This is a genomic window from Pedobacter sp. KH_004, from assembly GCF_057840755.1.
On sequence record NZ_CM174519.1, the window covers coordinates 925730 to 946606 of the forward strand.

Here is a 20877-nt window from a genome sequence, read left to right on the forward strand (position 1 = left end):
TTACTGAGCTGACTGGGTTATTCATCAGAAATGCAGAATCGTAGCCTGTATTTAATCTAAAGGCTACCGTTCCATGCTTTGCTATGATGTTAATAGAGAATAGTAGAATGATTGAGGTTTTAGCGCGTTGGGATTGTCATGTTAAGACTTTTCTTATTTGTCTTCAGTAAGCCCTTTTAAAGCGATAAGGTGAACAAGATCATGTGTGTGATAGAGGCTCAATTTCAATTGAAGATCTTTGTATAAGCGCTCATCAATAATCCTTACGTCAAAAAAACCATTCTTTTGTAACCTTGAAATAACTCCAACAGTCAGCCCCATCGCCTGTTCGGAGTGTAGATCAAATACACTGGAATTGCAAATAAGCTTCATTTTACATAATAATTGTGTAGATATATCCCATCCTCTCAAAGCGAGGTACCTTTTATCCGATTTGTAGTAATTCAGTCTTTCCCGAAGATATTGACCTTTCTTTACGTATACCGCGATCAAATTAGAGCAGTCTCCAAGTATGGATGCGAGTTCCTGAGAGATGAGATACTGTTGAGTGAGTTCATTTCTCAGGCTGCAACGTATCTCGAAGGGGTGATTGGACGGGGCAGACAACTTCGTCAACGAGTCATTTAACCAGTTAGGACAACTGTAATTCATATCCTTATAGAGTTTGATTTTAAGTAATTGAGACAATACGGACGGTCTATTAATGTGCTTATACTCAACGCCTGCAAATTGCATTCTGGGCATCAATATAGGGCTAAGGTGCATCATCTGTTATCAATTCAACCAGTTTAACATCCGGCTTGCCAATGTAGTACCAGCCCCAATTTTCAACGGGCGCTGCCGTTATTGCAACCGCGTGACCGCAATTATGGGCATGATTGCTCATGTGCCGGTTAGTTGAAAAGTCACAACAGAGCGTAATGCCACATGCCTGGCAGGTGAGCAGACTTTCCCATTGCTCCCCAAGCTGAATGCAATACTCACAATATTCATTTCCCGGCATTTTCAGCGGCTCAGGAAATGCCGGATGTTTATGAAAGTTTAACTGAACACACATAAAAAGGGTTTTTGAGTTGATCTACAATTCGCAAAAGATCCGGACGTGGTTTTTGATAATGAAACAGATCAGCTTTCATATTTAATATCGCCATGCCATTGCTAACAAGGGAAAAAAGCCTTCTCTTGAAAAATTGGCATTGAACCGGATGACCGTCATCGAGGCAGGGGATAAATACACACCCGCGCCAAAACCATGATGTAAAAGTTTAGATTTTTCGTTGCTCGCCCACACACGCCCGACATCGTATAAGCCCAGTATACCAACTTCACCTGCGAAAATGTATTTTGCAAATCTGCCCAGCCTGAGCCTGGCTTCAAAATTATTGTATAGGCTGTGGTTTCCTGCAAATCGGAAAAGCCTGTAGCCAGACAGATTTCCCTGTCCGCCCAGAAACTGGGACTGGTAAAAGGCTGGTTGACCTAACGTAACCCCTCCACCAATCCGGTCAGATAGGATAAGGTTTCCTCCCCGGTCAATTTTTTGATAGATCGAGAAGGCGGACAAGATTTGTATCAGCGATCTTGAGTGAACATTAAGGCCTGTATAGGCATTCATCTTTAAGTCTAGAAGAATCCCTGCCGTAGGTAAAATATTGCCCTTCCTGGTATTATGTTGATAAGCAAGTGATACCCCTGCGAAAGCTTTCGTCGCCTCAATGTTGCTACTGTCTGAAGAGTGTCTAAGGGCGGGATTGCTGACCAGCCTTCCAATATTATCATCTGGATGATATTGATAAAGCTGAACGGCCCCGCCTGCATAAAAAGAAGAGGCTTTGCTCTGCCATCTCAATCCTGGACTGAATTCATATAAATCAAAACGGGCCCTATAATAAGAAAGCTCGCGATCCCTATCGTAAACGGTCTGGTTTCCTGTACCAAAAAAATTCTGAGTATTGCTGGGTCCATATATTTTCATGTCCAATACAAAATCAGCTTTCCCCAAAACTTTTAACCATTCGCCCCTATAAGTCAGATTAACTGCGTGAGTTGCCGCAGAGTATAACGCCGAGACAGTATGTACACTGGAATACGGCTTCTTTCGGAACCCTGGACGGGAAAATTTGCCCATTATACCTATAGCAATTCCATCGTCATTATTAAATCCCAGGTTCGGCAGGATGTAGTGTCTGCCGTAAATCTCCTTTGGCTGGTAACTGAGGTTAAGGGAATCATTTTGCAGTGTTTTGCGGATCCTGTGTGCATTTTCACCAGTAATACTTCTTCCCTGAAGATCATATAAATTTGTTTTAGCGCCTACCATTTCGGCAGTATAGACTTTGTCTCCCTCTCCACCTATAATTCGTGTACGAATGCCCGGGTTTTTATAGTTGATAACTATCCTGTCATCACCCCGATGTAGATAAATTCGGATTTCTTTGGTTACTTCCGGATCTAAAACCCTGAAAAAAAACCTTTTTTCCGGCATGGATCTATTTAGCTTGGCTATATCCACCACCAACCTGCCGTTCAATGTGTCCCTTATATTTACCCACTCATCTTTGTCACTGAGTTCGATATCTATAATCCTGTTAAAAAACCGGTAATATTCTTCCATTAAACCAGGTAGGAGGGTTCGCCTTGATTTCAGCTCTTTTAGAAGTTTTTCACGTCTTAAACTATACCCCGGCTCAGGAAGATTCAGCAGCGCCTGTTCGAAAAGGCTGTCCGTCATTTTTTTGCAGAAATCCTGAACGATAACATTCCAAACACTCAGATCCATTTCATTAAACCATCGGCTATTGATTTCCCGGCCTTCCCAAAGAAACCAGTTAATATTTTGCACACCCCGTTCGTAGCCCTGCATCATCGGTAAAGACCAGGAAGATTGAGATAAGCGCTGAATTTTTCCTTGTGAACTGAAAAAAACCTGGTCACGGTCACGCGGTACCGGAATATAACGAATCCCGTTTGCTTCTTTTCGCGGTAACCACCTCCATTGATCGTCGTGTCTGTCCCAATCCCCAATCAATACATCGAGGCATTTCAGCTGTAACAGCGCGGGGGCATCAACCTTGTTATCACTGTTTTCTACAAGTTTTTTATACATCTTTTGACTATTGTCCGTCTTGCCCCATGGTTCCCGCAGTTCCAGAAGCGCTACGGTGTTGACAAATTCCTTTGCGTGTATGCCTAAGTTGATGTCATCTGCAACTACTCCGATCACAGGGCGGGAGTGGGCCGTCCCAATTGCCTGAGCAAGGGTAGGGACAACCAAGGCAGAAAAAGGATGCTGGGCAGACATATTGTCTTTGATAACATCTCTTAAAAATGTTTCCTGGAGAGCTCTCGGCAACAATACTTCAGGGAACTTCTCCACACTCCTCAATGTCCATTCATTTCCGTTTGAATCGATCAGCCTCAAAGATTTTGACTGATTTCCACCGCCCAACTGAACTACCTTCAGCCCCCCGGCAAACCTGGAAATTGATATCAACGGTAGCTTAGCCTTCATAGCGTATTCTTTTCTGTAGTTTTCACCGAATACCCATCGGTGAAATTTAGATACGCTGTCATATTTCGGAAGCACACTGACCCATATGCTGTCTTGTAGATAATTTTGGCCTTGCGCTAAAAGATTTCCACTGAATACTACAAGGGCAAGGAAAGTACTCAGAGATATTTTCTTTTTCATTTGGTCAAATAATTAAAGTGTTTGTAATGTTTTAATAATCAGTGGTATTGGTTTCAGGTAAGCTATTGCCAGCCAATACTGAACTTAATGAGTTGCAATAAAAAAAGCAATAATTGAAACTGCCAGCCCCCCGATAAAAACAATGTATGCATAGGATAAAAAGGTAAATTTCTTGCTCAGAACTTTACGCACGTTAAAAACTTCTTTATAAATTTCGTTGTAGACATTGTCTTTTCCGCTTTTGAGAAAATTCGCCAACTCCACCGAATAGCTATCAAAATCTGCATCCCGGAATTCCGAGCCAATTAGATCGAAACTTCCAAAAAAAAATGTCTGATAACTTTTGGAAGCTTTATCCTGTATATAGGAATTCCGTTGCGGCCGGCTGGCCAGTATACTCAATAAAATTGTGAGGAAGGAAACACCCAGGATCAGGAATGAGGGAACAATGAGCATCGGGTATTTTTCCGTGCGGCTGATCACAAAACCTATCACAACGGAAATAAGAATAGAATTGACATGAATCAGTAATCCGGCCTTGGAATCAGCAACATCAACCAGCTTCACGTAATTTCTGAATGCGATCTTGAACAGATCTTCGGTTTCCCTGTCGCTCATTGCCGTGTTGTTGTTTTTTCCTGTACTGCTGCTTTCAGTAAGACGCTGTATTCTTTTGATCAATTTAGTCTGATTGCGGATGAGTTCTGCCGAATATTTCTTCTTGGCATAATCCGTATAGCAGTGTTCACCCGAAAATTCATCATGAAGTTGGTTCAGGATAACAATTTCTTCATATTTTTCGTGATTAATCCTGTTCATTTCATCTTTCAGGTACAGAATGTGCAAGAAAAAATCCTCCATGGCCAAACGATAGTCAAGTGCATCCCAGACTACTTTTTCAAGCAGGCGCTCCGGTGCCTCCCTCGCGATATGTTTGCTGATCAGTTCATGCACAATCCTGACCTCCTCCTGTGGATATTCGACCTGCCTGGTAAAATCATCAAGTAATTTTCGCCCCGTATCCTCATTGGCCATAATGTTGGTTATCCCGGCATACCGAAAACTGCAGGCTAGTAACGCGTTTCCCAGCTCAAAACCGGTAAGTTTTTCTTCAGCGGCTATTTTAAGGCATTCATTTGCGATGCGTTTGCAACAAGATAAGCCAAAATTAAAATTCCCATCAGGAAAAGAACCATAGTAGCTGCTCAGGTAACCCATTGCACGCTCGTAAATATTTAGCACGTTCTCCATTTCAGTGCTGGCTATTTTGATGTTCTGATCGGAGTTCCTCAAATAATTCTGGTGAAGGCTGTACCGCAGAAACGGATGGGTCTTCCACAGTGAGCTGGCTGACTACTTCCGGATGCTTTGTTTCTGCGGCGTTCACTTCTCCATCTCCACTTAAGTAGCGGTTGATTTCATTGATTCTCGCACTGATAAATTCGAAGGATGCCTGACGCTTTTCCTTTTTGCCGCGCTTGCTGAAATTTTTCAATATTGAATTAAAATTCTTTGTCAGGTATTTAGCTTGTTCTTTCTTTTTTTTCATGTTGTTTGATATTGTACCGGAAATAAACCGGAGGTGTTATTTAATCAAGTCTTCAGCTCCATAAACCATCAACCAAATACTACAGCTCAGGCATCGCTGAGCCGATGTGCTGCAGTACCGACCGCCGCTGAGAGACCATCAGATTAAAAAGAATGGTCTCTCAGCGCTTACATGGACCCATTAGTGCTCTCACTTTTTTTGTAATAATTTCAAGCTTATAACCAGTCGCTTATACAACAAATTTCAACATCCCAGAAATTTCTTAAGATGATCTATATCTAAAAAAAAAGTAGATAAAAATCTATCACGTTGCCAGCATTACGGGTGATGATTTGAATAGAAAAAACAACTGTTAACCAGATGCCCGCACAATTTCAGGCATATGTTGCAAAAAAGGGATATCCAGTTTTACACGCTTTATCTCGTTTTCGCTATAATGGATAGTATGTCAGGCACCAACAAGATTTGTAAGATATCCGCGTTAGTTGGTTTGCTTCTGGAAAACCATTTTAAATCATTTTCGTTTAAGAAATAACAATATTGATCCAACGGCCTTTATAGTGCTGAACGACAAACCTAAAAAATTGATCTCATGAGTGTTTCCAATAAAGAGATTCTTCAAAGCGCAAACCAGGCAATCAGTCAGGGGGATTATGAAGGATTTATTTCATTTTGTGCTGAGGATTCAGTGTGGACCTTCGTCGGAGAACAGACCCTTAAGGGTATCCAGGAGATACGCCACTACATTCAAAGTGAATACATTGCGCCGCCAAAATTCGATGTCCAAAAGATCCTTGACCGGGATGATCATGTGGTGGCCACAGGCAGAATATCCATTAAGCAGGCCGATGGTGGCTGGAAAACTTATGACTATTGCGATATCTGGAAGTTCCACGATGGTAAGATGTCAGAACTAAAAGCTTTTGTAATTGAGGATACCAACAATCCTGCATAGTCGATGTCATCAGCTGGGAGGCGGCAGTTTGCCAGGTTGAAGTCTACCTCTGTCATCAGTCAAGCGAAGTAAACCTCAGATGAGAAGGAACGCCCATTGATTTACAGAGCTGATGCGTATTCATTCTCCTGACTGAGCCAGCTGAAGCATTTGATTATCATAGGTTCTTAACACTCATTTAAAATAGGCGCAATTTTAATTGTTAAAAATGCGCCCATAAGGGGTTCAGGATCAAAAGTACTCCCTCAGACTATTGATAATCACGCCGAAATATGGAGCTTTAGGGTCTCCGCCAAAGACTTTACCGCCCACGTCTATGCTGATCAGGGTGACGCGTTGCACGTCAAAGTTAAGACTGCCGGTTGAGTCTTGATTTTCTTTAAAGCGGGAGATTTCTAAAGAGGAACTCCGCATTCATTTCCCCTTCAACGGTCTGAGCCCCATTTTCCATTCCTGCCTTCATAATCTGAGCAGTCCGCGGCTGAAAGGCAAGTTTAGCCCAGGCATCGTGCTCTGCCTTAAAACCCTCTAAACCTACTTCAGGTGTTAATACCGATTTTGCAGCTTCAATAACCCCCCCTGGAAGGGCGGCAATTTGTTCTGCCAAAACCTCTACATAACTATCGATATGCGCATCTGGTATGGCCCGGTTTATCCATCCATATTGCTCGGCAGTGTCGGCATCGAACAAACCCGCACCAAGGATAATTTCCAGTACCCGGTTACGGCTCATCTTCGCGGAAAGGTATTGCGTCGCACCCCCACCAGGGATAATCCCCATCAAGGCCTCAATCTGGCCTAGTTTGCCGGTATTTTTGGATGCGAAACACATATCGGCCGCAGTAACAAATTCCGCGCCGCCGCCGCGTGCGATACCTTTGAGTTTGACGATGGTGATCTGAGGCTGTTTTCTCAACATTTCGCCAACTGCCTGGAAAATGTTCAAACCGCTCGGAACCGACCGCCCCAACTCATCCAAAGTCTCTTTTTCATCAAGGATATTAATATCCACATGCGCAATAAAAAAATCAGGGTTCGAGCTATCGAAAACAATCACCTTCACCACCGGGTCTGTTGCTAAATCGCCAAGTAGCTTCTTCAGCTCCTTTATCATGCTACCACTCAGTACATTTACCGGAGGGTTATTGATAGTAATGTTGGCCACGCCTTTTGCCAAAGAAATGCCAAGCAGTTCATAATATGTGCCGTTGTGTGTAGAATTCATATATTTCTGATTTGAAGTCAATAATTATCGTTGTATTTTTATGCAAATTTAAATTGTACATTTTTATCTATCGAAGATGCTATACTTGACAATATCACCATGGACCAGGAAACCGTAAAAAGCACTTACCTCTGTACCGAAAGAGATCAGAGCGAAATTAAATATGCCCAGGATGCGCTGTATGTGCTGAATGGTAAATGGAGGATGTTAGTAATTATCGCGATTTATAATGGACATCACCGCTATCGGGAAATCGCACAAAATGTTCCAGGCATTACTTTCGCCATGCTGTCCAAAGAACTCAAAGTTATGGAACTCAATAAATTAGTGAATAGGAAAGAGGACCCTGATTTTTCCAGGCAGGTTGAATATACATTGACCGACTACTGCCAATCGATATACCCCTTAATTGAACACCTCATTTCATGGGGCAGGAGCCATCGCAGGGCAATATTTTGACCTGCTGGAAAAGTTCCTTCTAACAATCCCACCAAAGAAATCCCGGTTAAATCCAATACTAAATGACGGATCTTATGAACGGAGGACATATAAGGTAGTATTGCTGTTCTTGCGAACAGCAATACTGGAAATCATAATTATTTATATTTGATAAAGGTTGCCCTGATTTTCTTCTGTTTCAGGTCGGTGGTCGTACTATTGGACGAAACTGTTGCCTGTTTGTCCTTTTTCTGGTTGACAGTACCTCCACCGGAACTAGATGTCGCATAGACTTCCTCTTCCATTGAAAATATCACTCCGTCTGCTCCTTTTTGTCTGGCCAGTGCCAGTATTTTCGCCTGGGTCTTTTCCAGCGAGCGAAACCCTTTGTCCAGATCCGTTTTTCCCATTACAGTATGCGGCTTAGTAACATCTGCGGCATCGAAATATTCATCTACATTCTGGGTAGGGGTATAACTTTTGCCGAAATACTTTTGCGCAAATCCGTTGTTAAAGGCCAGTGCGGCAAGAAGTATTATTAAAATCGTCTTTTTCATAATGTTCTTATTTAATTTTAAACCATTTCTTTTTGCAAATGTAAGAACATTGCAAAATGGAAATCAACTTGGGAAGACCACTTGTACATATTCGCCTGTGAAACAAACAATCCGTGTCCTGAATTGACAGGACCACCACTCTCCATAACCAAGGTGACTCGGTCAAGCATATCTGGCAGCAACGCTCATTGGGTTGCCCGGCTGTTGAGGGCAAAAAAAAGGCGTTAATCCACAAGTATATACGCACCTCGCAATCTTCAAATGCTAATTTGTACACTTGAACATCAATATTGGCAAATCCATCTGGAAGGTGAGCTCCGATAAAAACGACTTTACTAACTTGCTGTTGATAGCATACGGATTACCCAGAACTTTTTGATCTTTTTGCCTTTCGATTGGATCTGTAATTCAGGATGATTTTAAGATTAGCAAGGTGCACTAAAAAAATATGACAACCTTTCATTCCATTGAAACCATATTCATTCCGCTTGGTAGTTCAACTACGGGAGAATTTGTGCTACCTTTGTACATGTACAGAAAATACCAGATCAATTGGCTTTTGATACTCTCATTAGGGATGATATTAGGTACTATTCTGTTAGCACAGGTCGATCTCAATAGCGCAAAGTGGTGGTATTTCTTAAACCATACGCTTAAAGTCTTCCTTCCAATGGCGGCTTGCTGGCTTATACACGGGTTTTTCCTGACCAATAATTTTGAGCGCGTTCCCTCCTACATCAAGCCATTGCTCAGTATCCTCTCCGGCCTGACAGCTTTATTGATTATTGGTTTAATACTTGATTTAATTCTGCCCCCCAATTATTTGTTCTCCAAAGAAATCAGGTACGATAAAGCCAGTGATATATCTGCCCATATTATTGGAAATACCTTATTAAGCTTATTACTTTTCATTGTTTTTTCTAACAGGCATACCAGCTTCGCTTTAAAAAAGTCAAATGCAGAAAAGGATCTGCTTGAAAAGGCACATTTAAAAGCACAACTGGTGTCCCTGCAGCAGCAGATAAGCCCCCACTTCCTATTTAACTCATTAAGCACCCTTAAAACGATGGTGAATGACGAGGCTGCCAAAGATTATATTGTGGAGCTTGCCGGTGTATACCGTTATGTGCTTAGTTTTAATGAACGATACCTGACTGCTCTGGAGGATGAAATCAAATTCATCAATTCTTATCTTCATATATTGCGGGAAAGATTTCAGGATGCTTTACAGGTTAACATCAATATCCTGCCCCAATACAAAAACTCCGTCTTGCCTTCACTTGCGCTGCAGCTGTTGATTGAAAATGCAATCAAACATAATATTTGTTCCACCCAACGGCCACTATATATTTCCATATTCACTACCGACTCCGGTAACTTGATGGTTGTGAATAATTTTCAGCCCAAAAAGGCTAGGGCAGGACAGCCGGGGACAGGACTGAAAAATATTGTTGAACGGTATAAACTGCTGGCAGGAAGATCCGTTGAGGTGACTCAGGATAATGAAAAATTTTCCGTAACCATCCCATTATTAGAACATGAAAGTTATCATAATAGAAGATGAACCCAGAACGGCAAATGAGCTGCGGGAAATGCTCGTTCACACCGGATTCGATATTGAAATTAGCGCAATACTCTCCTCAGTTGCCCAGGCCAGGCAATGGCTGGGCGAAAATCCGCTGCCTGAACTGATATTCTCCGATATTGAGCTCGGTGATGGACTCAGCTTTGAAATCTTCCAGGAGATTGATGTCCACTCGCCGATAATTTTCTGTACCGCATTCGATGAATATGCCATTCGCGCATTTGAATCAAATAGTATAGACTATCTGCTGAAACCCATCGATAAATTGATGCTACAGAAAAGCCTGGAAAAATACCTGGGACTAAAGAATCACATGCTCTCCGCTACAAAGAGTGCTCAGAACCTTAAAATGGCTATCAACCAATTGGAGAACAACTACAAACAGACCTTACTTGTCAGTTACCGCGAGAAATTGTTGCCGGTGAAATTAGTTGAAGTTGGCTTTTTCTATTCTTCTGGCGGAACAGTTTCTTTGCATATGGACGCTCAGCCCGTTTTCCTTCTCCCTTACACCCTTGAGCAGCTGGAGGGCATGCTTGATCCCGGGCAATTTTTTCGTGCCAACCGACAATTTATCGTTAACCGAGAGCATATCAAAAATATTGAATATTATTTCAACCGGAAGCTTATACTTTTTACAAAAGTTCAATCGCCGGAGAAAATCATCGTTAGCCGCACCAAGGCTCAGGCTTTTTTGAAGTGGATAGAGCGCTAAGCCTCCTTCCTGCAGATTGATATGGACATGTTATCAGGTTGCCCAGGTGCCCGGTTTCCGGACAACTAGCCTTTAAACCCAACGGCCCTGATGTTTTATCGGGGCCGTTGGGGTGAAAAAATGGAATGTTAACTTGCTGAATCAAATATCAGACGTGAAGCAAGCCACCTGCCTGTGATCAAATTTAAGAATGCTAAAGTTGAATTTAATAGCCTGGGTTCTGCGTCAATTCAGTAGTTCTGTTCAGCTCAGTTTGCGGTATGGGAAACAAATAGTTTTTTTCTGTAAAGACCCTGTTTTCTACAACGAATGTTGCGTACGACAATGCCGCTCCGCTTTTTGTGATCTGTATACCCAATACCGGCTTATTGAAAAATTCAACGCCTCTTTTCCAACGTCGTACGTCAAAGAAACGGTGCCCCTCAAAACATAACTCTATCCGGCGTTCATTGTGAATCCGCTCCCTCATCTGCGATTGCGTTAAGCCTTGGGGAAGGGCCGGCATCCCGGCACGCAATCGAACCTGGTTGAGGTAAAGATATACTTCATTTACCGGACCGTTCGCTTCGTTCAAAGCCTCTGCATAGTTTAAAAGGATCTCAGAATATCTGAAGAGTATCCAGGCCCGGTTTCGGTTAACCGCTGTTGTCCCACTGGCCCATGCTGCGCTTTCAGAGAGGAACTTACGAAGGTAATACCCGGTCTTGGTATTATTGGTATTGATCGGGGTATTATCCCTTCCGCCGGTAAAGGTCTCTACCGCCCTGGATTTGAAGGATTGCCCATTGTAAATCACAAACAAGGCAAGTCTGGGGTCCCGTGCAGTCAGGCCCGTAGTCGAGTAAGGGTCTGTGGCTGAATATCCCGAAGTATTGTCGGTAATAGGTTTACCGCTAACCCTCATCTCAAATGCATTCACTAAATCCTGCGTAGGATTGGTTCTTCCTCTTCCTTCATAGCTTATCGGCGCGTTGTTGCTCTCAATGGAATTTGTCGCGCTAACATTGGTGGCGAAAATAACCTCCGGACTATAGTTGGACGCTGCAACCGAGAAATCCCATAAATTGCCTAACTGGGCCAGGGGTAAAAGCGAATTTTTATTCACATCGATCAGCTGCTTGGCGGCCGTAGCAGCAGCAGCCCATTTACCTGGCTCACCCCCGGTATTGTACAACGGGCTGGCTGCATAAAGCAAAACCCGCGACTTCAGGGCCATGGCGGCACCAGCTGTTGCCCGGCCTTTGTCGGCTGAGCCTAAATCCGACTGGGATGCCGGTAACACTTTTATCGCCTCATCACAGTCCGCAGTGATTTGTCCTACTACCTCTTCTACCGAATTTCTTGGTAAATCCAGGTTATCTGTCGTAGTAAAAGATCGGGTTGCAAGGATAATCTGTCCGTATCTTTTCATAAGCTCAAAATGATACATCGCTCTGAGGAAATAGGCTTCTCCCTTTAGTCTGGGAATATCGCTCGCTGGTGTAATGGCACTGGTAACACTTTTCTCCAGAAATAGATTAGTCTTTCGTATGTTATTGTACATATTGGTATACTGGTCATCGATCGTACGCAACGCCCCCCATGTACCATTGTTGATGATATTTATCCTCGAGTTGACATTCGAATTGACAGCCTCATCAGATGCTGATGCCAGCAGTGCGCCTTCACCGTCTATATTGTAACCGTTGATAAGCCCAGAGTAAGTTGTATTCAGGAATCCTCTTGAGTTTCGGTCCGAGTTCCATACGTCTTCTTCTCTGATACTCCCATCTGTGTAATCAAAACTCAGATAATCCTTCTTGCAACCCAAGGAAAGCAGCAGTATTATGAACAGACATTTTGAATATTTGTTGTGATTTTTCATTGTTCGTTTATTTATGATCAGTTAAAAGCCGACACTTAGGCCCAAAGTGTAGGTCTTCGAATAAGGATAGGTCGTCCCCCGCCCAGCAATGTTTACTTCCGGGTCAACACCTATACCAAGGTCATTGGTGGTAAACAGGTTCAGTCCTCCCAGGTATAGCCGTGCATTATTTATCCCTAATTTCCCAGTCATCGACCCAGGGAGGTGGACCCCGATTTCTACCGACTTTAATCGAAGATAGTCCGCAGATCGCAGCCAGAAGTCAGATAAGGCGGTATTGTTTCCCCTGTCTGCAATGCCGAGACGGGGGTACTTGGCCGTTTGGGCACTCAGCGGAGTATAACGGTCTAGACTCAGCTCATTGAACGAACTTGGACCGCTGTTCACCAAACCCTGTATGTTCAACGTCCGCCCGAATACTCCCTGGAACTGAAAGACCAGATCTAATAAGCCATAGCGAAAGCTTCCACCGAACCCGTAGTAGGTGTCCGGGACGCCGGTTTTATCAAGACGCACCTGATCGTTATTATCGATAATGCCGTCAGGCACACCCAGAGGCCCGCCTACATCTTTATATTTGATGTCTCCGGGTACGACCTTCCCGGCAAGGGTCTGTACCGGGCTGCTGTTGATTTCTGCCTGCGACTGAAAAAGTCCGTCAGAGAGAAATACAAGCTGGGCGCCTGCGATATGGCCGATGCTTTGCTGATATGCTGGTAGCCCCACCTGACCGTTTTGAGCTAAAATCTTGCTCTTGGATAACAATAGATTACCATTGAATTGTATATGCAGTTTTCCAAATGCTTTGCTGTAGGATACCGAAGTTTCCAGTCCCCGGCTTTCCACGATCCCTCCATTCACTAACCCAGCTTCCTGACCGATAATGTTGGGAAATACATTACCTGTTAGAATGTCGCTTCTACGTGTTTGGAAAAAATCTGCCGATAAGCCCAAAGCATTGTTGAATAAGCGGATATCAAATCCGGTATTCAGCATTCTAACCGTTTCCCAGGTAATATTTGGATTGCCTAAGTTGGACTCCGATGCCGAATTAGTGGCGGTCGGGGTTGATCCAAAACTGTAACCTCCGCTACTTAGATTTCTGCTGTAAAAGCTTTCGAAAGGGAAACGCGAGCCACCTATGTCGCCGTTTCCAGCCGAACCATAGGAGGCCCTGAATTTTAAGTAATCAATTGCAGAAACGTTTCTCAGGAAAGCTTCCTCTGAAATAATCCAACCAGCTGAAACAGCGGGAAAAAATCCGTAACGTCTTCCAGGGGCAAAGTTTTCTGACCCCGAATATCCGGCGGTAAATCCCAGGAAATATTTGGTTTTATAATTGTAATCTATACGTCCGGCCAATCCCTGGTTGCGATAATCAAGTCGCTCAGGTGCCTTATCTGCAAAGCGCTGACCCTTTAATGATAAATCCAGACTATGGCTTCCGAATTTCTTTTGGTAATCAAAACCCGCCCAGAACTCATTTTGTAACGCATTGTTGCCATAGGTAGTTGTCCGGTATGCTACCGGGCTTGCAGTCAGATAGCTCACAGCAGGAGTGCGTGTCTGGTCGATAACGGAATATTGCTGAGTGAGTCCGGAAATGTAATTTCCCACCCCGTCATATGAACCTACCGCACTAAAGGAAAGGCCGGGTACCCAAAAGTCAAGTTTCTGCCTGATGCTCAAGGTGGCCAGCAAGACCCTGTTCTGGTCGCTTATATATCCACTCTGCTGGAGTAAGCCTGTCAGGTTTTTGGTATACTGCGAATTTCCGCCAAGACTTCCATCTTCATTTAAGATAGGGTAGGCGTTAGGTGGTGTATTATAGATATTGCCCATCACATCCCCCAGGCCTGTCCCAGGTGATCGCCTGTTCTCAGTACGGACACCTGCATTGAGGCTCACAGTCAGGTATCTGCTTGCTTCAAAATCGATATTTCCGCGGAAATTTAGTTTTCTAAACCCGACATTGGAATCGAAACTGGGGGTCTGGGTATTTTTGAGAAACCCCTGCTGGTTTAAATAGCTAACTGAGGCAAAATACCGCACGCTACTTTTTCCCCCACCCATTGAGAATGCATAGCGTTGAATTGGTGCAACTTTTCTAAGGTATTCTGAAACATAGTTGTTGTCCGGAAATAAGTAGGGTGAGGATCCATCCCGGTAAGCTGCAAGAGCTGCCTGGTTGTACGGGGCTGCGGCTCCGTCGTTTACTGATGCTTCGTTATAAAGCGAAGCATAGTCATATGCATTGAGTGGACGAATCAGGTTGACTGCATTCTGAATGCCGATCTGCGTATCAAAATGAATATATGACTTCAATGGATTTCCTTTTTTTGTAGTTACCAACACCACCCCATTTCCTCCCCTCAGACCATACCAGGCCAACGTAGACGCATCTTTCAGCACAGTGATATTTTCTATTTCACTGATGTCCATATCTCCGAAATCGCGCTCGGTACCATCTACAAAGATCCGCGCGGTCGCTGCATCAAAAGAGTTGATGCTTCTCATGAAAATACTGGTAACTGTTGTGCCAGGCGCCGTACCTACCTGAGACTGATATAATCCGGATAAACGACCTGAAAAAAGATTTCTCAGGTCGTTTGTCGGCAACTGTGGGATATTGCTGCTGTTTAGGCTGGTGACTGCCCCGGAAACTATCCGTTTTTTAAAAACGCCGTATGGGGTAGTGATGTTATCCTCTTCTCCGGCATCAACTTCTTCAGCCTGCAAAGTAATCTTCACCTGTTGTTCGCTTCCCAAAACCTGCTGAGCGGTCAAGTATCCTGCATGTTGAAAGATCAGGACATCTCCGGTGCTGGCCTTTAGCCTGAATACGCCATCCGGGCCGGAGAGGGATTTACCGGCTTTCTCCTGAATAAAAACTGAAACCCCCGAAAGAGGCTTATTGTCCGTGTTAACGACTGTGCCATTAACAAAAACAGCTTGCTTGTCTGTCTTTCCTCCTTGTGCGTAAGCCTGCCACGTCACCGGAAATAAAAAAGAAAGAAGCAATATATACTTATAAAAAAAATTCATAAAATTAATCGGTTTATTGTTTAAGCAATGACCATTCATGATTTACCAGCCAGGATTTTGCACTAAAATACCCTTGGATTTATTTACCTCGGTAAGTGGGATCGGATACAGATACTGACGTTCCTGAAAAGGCATTCGCTGATAGGCCGCTTCTACAGGTACGATTGAGTAAATAAAGCCGGTGCCGTTTCTGGCCACGTTCATGGCCGTCAAAGGTTTAGACACGAGCTCCGCACCTTTTTTCCACCTCATAATGTCCCACCAGCGAATATCCTCAAATGCAAATTCAACCGCCCTTTCATTTTGAATCCGGGTACGCATGTCCTCTTTGCTCAATCCTGCCGGCAAAGCTGGCATCCCGGCCCGCGCCCTCACCAGATTTATATTCTGGTACACGTCTGCACCCGGACCATTGGCCTCATTTACTGCTTCTGCATAATTGAGCAACACTTCTGCATAACGGAAGTAAACAAAATTAATTAAACTCCTTGCTGTGGCTCCGGCCCGGTAGATTTCCGGCCATAATTTTTTACAATAATATCGGGTCCTGGTAAAAGTGTTGGTACCTATCCGAAAATCAGCACCACCTTCATACATCTGAATCTGGCGACCCTGCCATGCCATATTATTGTAAATGATATTGGCGTAAAAACGTGGATCCCGGTTTGCATATGGATTCTGAGGATCATATCCTGAACCTGGGGTATTAATTGGCGCGCTACTTAAAATCGGTCCGTTGGCATTCTGCCTTTTAACGGCCTCATAAAGGTCAACATGGTTTTGCGTTGGATTTAAGAGTCCCTGCGCGCCGCCCGAGCCCGGAGACATTACAAAATCGCCAAGAAACGAGGTGCCCGTGAGCTGTCGCGGTGCCCTTATTTTGATAAGGATGTATTCCGGAGATGTGTCAACATTGAGTAACGTATTGTAGTCTCCATGAAGCGCGTATTTATTCATGTCAATAATTTCCTTGGATGCTGAAGCGGCAAGCGTCCATTTAGCCGGATCCCCGGATGGGTTGTGCAATGGGCTTGCATCAAGCATTAAAAGTTTAGCCCGCAGTGCTTTCACCGCTCCAACCGTCGGGCGCCCATAGTTCCCCGCATCCCAATCCGTGGCAGGAGAGTAGTTTGGAGAAGACTCAACCTTCAGGATGTCTTCAGCGTCTTTAAGATCTTTTAAGATAAATGATAATGTTTGCCCGTAGCTGCTTCGGGGAAGATCAATATCTTCTGTAGGGGTGAAAGGCCTTTCTGCGATGATTACGCCGCCATATCGCTTGATGAGTTCAAAATAAAACATTCCACGCAGGAAAAGCATCTGCGCTCTGACAATTTTTGGGTTGTACAAACTACCCGCCCATGGCACCTGATCGAGGTTGGTCAATACCGTGTTTACTATACGTATGCCCTGATACATTCGGGTGTAGGTATTGGCTATCTCTGTATTGGCAACAAGGTAATTCCCCGCCCAGATGGCCGATAGACTATTGACTACTCCCGTTGCCTCATCTGTAAGCTGACCTGTTGTGCCTTTATAGGTGTCCTGTAAACGACCATAATCATCGATCATAAAATTATAGGCATTATCCGCAAACCGCGTTGTTAAAAGCGGATCTGAAAAGACTTTTTCTTCCGGAAGCGTTGTGCCCAGATCCAGTTGTAAAAAATCTTTTTTGCAACCTGCCTGTCCGAGCAAAACCACGAACAAACAACAGGTAAATATTTTCTTATTCATCACTTTCAAATTAGAATTGTACATTAATGTTGAGGTTATAAACCTTTGATAAGGGATAGACGTTCGAATTTGATAAACCGACACCAGTTGCCCCATTTGCTATTTCCGGATCTAGGCCTCCTTTAAACTTGGTCCAGGTGTAGAGGTTTTGACCAGTCAAAGCCACCCGAATGTTTGCAACCCGCAACCGCTTTGAAAAAACAGCAGGGAACTGATAGGCTAGTTCTACGTTTCGTAGCTTGACATAACTGGAATTTTGAAGCAGAAAAGAGTTGAGGACATAACTGGGGTTGTTTGGATAATTTGTCGGCTTTGCAACCGGCCAGGAGGCGGTAAGGTTGTCAGCCGGCGATTTCCACCTGCCCAGCATAGGTGTGTAAACCTGTGCACGTCCCGGGTCATAAGGTAAAACCGCAGAGTTAACCTCAAAGGCGCCTTGGAAAAGTGCAGACAAAGACAACCCTTTATAACTTAATGAAGGTTCTAATCCCAAGATGCCCTGAGGAATATCCGTTCCGCCAATAGCAACCCTGTCCTGGGAATCCACTGTGCCATCCCCATTTGTATCCTGATACTTTAGATCGCCCGGAATGACCTTCACTCCGGTAGCATTATTTACCGGACTGCTGGCGATGTCAGCAGCGTCCTGGTAGAAACCGATCGTCTGATAACCAATAAACTGCCCAAGACGTGTACCAAGAAGGCTTTGGTAAGCCGGTAAATTAAAGGCCTCGTCATTGATGACTATTTTATTCTGGTAACGTGAATACTGAATGTTTATACCATAATTAAAAGCAGCGTTCTGGCTGTTATAGGATAGTTCTGAATCAAAACCTCTGTTGTAGTTTGCGCCATAGTTTACAATGGGCAGGGTAGCGCCATAAATCAGGGGTGCCGAGTTTGTGCGGCGTAAAGCAATCAGCGTACGGTCTTCGTCATAAACAGAGGCCGTTAACTTTAAGCGGCTTTTAAAAAAGGCCGCTTCGATCCCTACATCCCGCTTCACCGAATTCTCCCAGGTAATGTCTGGGTTTCCAAACTGACTCTGAAACACCACCGGGTTCGCACTCGCACTGGTTCCGTTTCCAAAATATACAATTGTATTGGCTCCTGAAATTCCCCCGCTGGCATTTACCCCATTTCCGCCATTGGTAAAATTGCTGTTGTATAAAAATCTGGTCTCTCCGGTAACCGCCGGATTGGAATATCCGATTTTTCCCCAAGTACCCCTGATTTTCAAAAATGAAAGCCACCTGATCTCTTTCATGAACTTTTCTTCACTAATATTGTAGGAGGCCCCAACGGAAGGGAAAAATCCGTAACGCTTTCCTGCGGCAAAATTCTCGGAACCATTGTATGCGCCGTTGAATTCAACAAAATATTTTCCTGCGTAATTATATTTAGTACTTAGCACAAGCCCTTGATTTGCAAAAGGTGCATTAGCCACGTTCCGCTGAACACCGCGTACTTCCCTCTGGGCAAGCGAAAGCACAGAAAACCTGTGCTGGCCAAAAACCCGGTCATAATTGAATCCCAACTGGATATTCGTTTTGTTATAACCATCACGGCTGGTATTTACGCCACCAAGATTGTCATTGAAAAAGCCAGAAAATGGAATGAGGGTTCCCGTTGAGGGGTCTACCTGATATTTTGCGTAGCTTCCAGATTGTGCCCTGACACCGATTATAAAGGCATCCAGACCCAGAGTTCCTCTAAATGACAAACCCTTTGTGATAAAATCAAGTTTCTGATTCAGCACAAATACACTCTCTATCGTATTGTTTATCCTGTTGAAATAGCCGTTCCGGGTTAACTGGGAATAGGGATTGAATGTATTTACACCGATTCTGGGATTTTCAATGTTGTTGTACAAATCATCCAATGCGGCCAGTTCAGGTGTCGCTCTGCTTGTATATTCGGGAAAAAACGGAACTCCCCAGGCTGGTATGGCCAAAAGTCTGCTGATTATTGCACTTGTCCCACCAGTATCCCCCGTACCCGCAGTGCCTCCCCTTATTCCGAAGGTATCCTCTACGCGGCCGCCAAATTTAATACTGAAAACCGTCGATTTGGTTAAGTTGAAATCGAGATTACTTCTAAAATTATAACGCGTAAAAGAATTTGAGGTCCGGTAACCATGAATGGGCTGGAAGTTCTTGAACATGCCATCTTCAAAAAGATAACCAAGAGAGATGAAAAAGGTGGCAAACTTACTTCCACCACTGAAATTGAGGTTGTGTTGTGTTCTGAGCCAGTTCTCTTTTGTAACCGCTTTATACCAGTTCACATCAGGATAGCGGAGCGGGTCAGAGCCATCCTTAAATTTGATAAGCTCCTCATCCTGAAAAGTGCGTTGCGCCTGGGTGAACAGTCCGGCAGCTATTAAATTGTTCTCGCCTTCAGTATGGTAACTGGCGGCATCGAAAGCATTTACCGTATTGGGTAAACCTGTTAAGCTGACTAAACCCGCTCCACCGGAGTAGGATATCCTGAAAGCGCCTTCTTTTCCCACTTTGGTTGTTACCACAATCACTCCATTACCAGCTTTAATCCCATATAGTGCAGTTGCAGATGCATCTTTCAAAACACTGATGGATTCAATTTCGTTAGCATCGATATTCCCGAAAGAAGTCCGCTCAACTCCGTCTACAATAATTAATGCGGCAGAATTTGTTGACGAGCGTCCACGGATGAAAATGTCTGCGGCATTTTCTCCCGGCACTCCGCTCCCCTGACGGGTGACCACGCCCGGTATTCTGCCGATCAGCGCATTCGTCAGATCGGGAACCGGGGTCTTAACCAGCTCTTTTCCTGAAAGTGTGCTGTAGGCTGCCGTTTGTTCGCTACGCTTTTGCGTTGAGCCAAAACCCAATACAACCACCTCATCCAGATTGCTGTTCAGGCTCGTCATTTTTATGGTCATATCAGCACCAGCGGCGACTTCTACAGTGGAATAACCGATATAAGAAACGACGAGTATTGCGCCCTGTGGAACAGAAAGGCTGAAAGTTCCATCCGTAGCGGTCATCACTCCACGAGCTGTACCTTTGACCTTGATGGTCACTCCGGGAATGGCTTCGCCTTTCTCATCAACAACCTTCCCCTTTACAATGATATCTGCCTTTGCGTGACCCCGTTCATCCTCAGGGCTAGTGGGAAAAGTTTCTCTGCTGCTCAGGGCCACAAGTGAGTGGGGTTTTAATATGCTACTGTACAAAGGCAATGAGCTGCAGAATAAACTCAGCAGGATGATTACAGCCATCGGCCATCGGTGGAAATGAAGGCCCGGCTTCACAAAATGGACTGGATAAGTAAGTCCTTTCTTCATAATTTAATTTCTTTTAGGTTAGTTATTTGGTTAGTGCCCATAGCGCTTTCACTTTTTCTGGGCGCAGGAGCCTGAAAAGGCAATCTCCTGGAAGTGATAGTAGATGTTTATCTCATTGGCCTTCAGTTTTGGGTTGGTGATAATGTTAAAATCCTGTGTTTCCTGAATCAGCTGACAGGGAATGATGT

Annotated in this window: 14 protein-coding genes; 4 read left to right on the top strand and 10 right to left on the bottom strand. The window is 44.1% G+C overall.

Features of this window, described 5'->3' with window-relative positions; translation table 11 throughout:
• Nucleotides 1–754 precede the first annotated feature (754 nt).
• The 4 genes from AC3ITD_RS04200 to AC3ITD_RS04215 form a co-directional block, all read right to left on the bottom strand.
• On the bottom strand, nucleotides 755–886 hold the full coding sequence (locus AC3ITD_RS04200; RefSeq protein ID WP_489364244.1) for a hypothetical protein: 132 nt from the start codon (nucleotides 884–886) through the stop codon (nucleotides 755–757).
• A 252-nt stretch (nucleotides 887–1138) separates the two neighbouring features.
• Entirely contained in the window at nucleotides 1139–3691 is a 2553-nt protein-coding gene (locus tag AC3ITD_RS04205) for a BamA/TamA family outer membrane protein (RefSeq protein WP_489364246.1), read from the bottom strand.
• Nucleotides 3692–3775: 84 nt separating this feature from the next.
• Nucleotides 3776–4942, bottom strand: coding sequence for a Pycsar system effector family protein (locus AC3ITD_RS04210; RefSeq protein WP_489364248.1), 1167 nt, complete (start codon nucleotides 4940–4942; stop codon nucleotides 3776–3778).
• 1 nt (nucleotide 4943) lies between these two features.
• A complete protein-coding gene (locus AC3ITD_RS04215) occupies nucleotides 4944–5240 on the bottom strand; it encodes a hypothetical protein (RefSeq protein ID WP_489364250.1) in 297 nt (98 codons plus the stop codon).
• Between the two features lie 592 nt (nucleotides 5241–5832).
• On the opposite strand from AC3ITD_RS04215, the gene AC3ITD_RS04220 reads away from it, so the two are divergent.
• Complete coding sequence (locus AC3ITD_RS04220) at nucleotides 5833–6195, top strand: nuclear transport factor 2 family protein (RefSeq protein WP_489364252.1); 363 nt, start codon at nucleotides 5833–5835, stop codon at nucleotides 6193–6195.
• A gap of 379 nt (nucleotides 6196–6574) precedes the next feature.
• On the opposite strand, the gene AC3ITD_RS04225 is transcribed toward AC3ITD_RS04220, so the two are convergent.
• Entirely contained in the window at nucleotides 6575–7420 is an 846-nt protein-coding gene (locus tag AC3ITD_RS04225) for an enoyl-CoA hydratase/isomerase family protein (protein WP_489364254.1), read from the bottom strand.
• Nucleotides 7421–7519: 99 nt separating this feature from the next.
• Between AC3ITD_RS04225 and AC3ITD_RS04230 the strand changes: the two genes are divergently transcribed.
• Nucleotides 7520–7879 (top strand): winged helix-turn-helix transcriptional regulator, encoded by a 360-nt coding sequence (locus AC3ITD_RS04230; RefSeq protein ID WP_489364256.1) that lies wholly within the window; start codon nucleotides 7520–7522, stop codon nucleotides 7877–7879.
• Nucleotides 7880–8016: 137 nt separating this feature from the next.
• On the opposite strand, the gene AC3ITD_RS04235 is transcribed toward AC3ITD_RS04230, so the two are convergent.
• On the bottom strand, nucleotides 8017–8415 hold the full coding sequence (locus AC3ITD_RS04235) for a hypothetical protein (protein ID WP_489364258.1): 399 nt from the start codon (nucleotides 8413–8415) through the stop codon (nucleotides 8017–8019).
• Between the two features lie 529 nt (nucleotides 8416–8944).
• Between AC3ITD_RS04235 and AC3ITD_RS04240 the strand changes: the two genes are divergently transcribed.
• Nucleotides 8945–9979, top strand: a complete 1035-nt coding sequence (locus AC3ITD_RS04240) for a sensor histidine kinase (protein ID WP_489364260.1) — start codon at nucleotides 8945–8947, stop codon at nucleotides 9977–9979.
• The gene (locus AC3ITD_RS04245) at nucleotides 9954–10715 is read left to right on the top strand and encodes a LytR/AlgR family response regulator transcription factor (protein WP_489364262.1); all 762 of its coding nucleotides are present in this window, start codon (nucleotides 9954–9956) and stop codon (nucleotides 10713–10715) included. Before AC3ITD_RS04240 ends, AC3ITD_RS04245 begins: the two co-directional genes overlap by 26 nt.
• A 205-nt stretch (nucleotides 10716–10920) precedes the next feature.
• Here the strand turns inward: AC3ITD_RS04245 and AC3ITD_RS04250 are convergent, their stop codons facing one another.
• Genes AC3ITD_RS04250 through AC3ITD_RS04265 form a run of 4 tightly spaced genes read right to left on the bottom strand, consistent with a single transcriptional unit; the run spans nucleotide 10921 to nucleotide 20689 of the window.
• A complete protein-coding gene (locus tag AC3ITD_RS04250) occupies nucleotides 10921–12579 on the bottom strand; it encodes a RagB/SusD family nutrient uptake outer membrane protein (RefSeq protein WP_489364265.1) in 1659 nt (552 codons plus the stop codon).
• A 21-nt stretch (nucleotides 12580–12600) separates the two neighbouring features.
• Nucleotides 12601–15624: a SusC/RagA family TonB-linked outer membrane protein gene (locus AC3ITD_RS04255; protein WP_489364267.1), complete on the bottom strand. Its 3024-nt coding sequence runs from the start codon at nucleotides 15622–15624 to the stop codon at nucleotides 12601–12603.
• 42 nt (nucleotides 15625–15666) lie between these two features.
• A complete protein-coding gene (locus AC3ITD_RS04260; RefSeq protein WP_489364269.1) occupies nucleotides 15667–17457 on the bottom strand; it encodes a RagB/SusD family nutrient uptake outer membrane protein in 1791 nt (596 codons plus the stop codon).
• The gene (locus AC3ITD_RS04265) at nucleotides 17372–20689 is read right to left on the bottom strand and encodes a SusC/RagA family TonB-linked outer membrane protein (RefSeq protein WP_489364271.1); all 3318 of its coding nucleotides are present in this window, start codon (nucleotides 20687–20689) and stop codon (nucleotides 17372–17374) included. The genes AC3ITD_RS04260 and AC3ITD_RS04265 overlap by 86 nt, the downstream gene beginning before the upstream one ends.
• Between the last annotated feature and the right edge of the window lie 188 nt (nucleotides 20690–20877).